This window comes from Celeribacter sp. ULVN23_4 (genome assembly GCF_054788345.1).
Genome location: NZ_JBTVYO010000030.1, coordinates 1 through 338, shown reverse-complemented (window position 1 = coordinate 338; position 338 = coordinate 1). Strand labels below are relative to the sequence as shown.

Genomic DNA, 338 nt, shown 5'->3' with positions numbered 1-338 from the left:
AGTACCAAAAGATACCGAAGACCGACAAACAGTGAAGCTGACACTCTATCATCAAAACCCCAAGGGCTCCTAAGAGTGCGATATACAGACGTTCTTGTCGTTAAGACCAAACCGCCCACATATCTCTTCGTTCATATATCAATTTCAAAGAGCAAGAGACAAAAACCAGACCAGTGCGCCCTAACTTGCGGCGCGCCCGCCCAGATCTGCCTCAAAATTTTTGCCTCTCTTCCCACCGAAACCTTCGTTCCAGCCGTCCGATCCGCCCCGCCGTGCGCCTCAGCGCCGCCGGTGAAGGGGGTTTTAGTGTTACTCCCCGGAACCCGCAAGCGGTTTTT

The 338-nt window shown here is 52.7% G+C and carries 1 protein-coding gene; it reads right to left on the bottom strand.

The genetic code is table 11. The annotated features are described in order from the left end of the window. Positions 1-131 precede the first annotated feature (131 nt). A partial coding sequence (locus ACYBHZ_RS19340; RefSeq protein ID WP_460275951.1) for a hypothetical protein occupies positions 132-338 on the bottom strand: 207 nt, incomplete at its 5' end.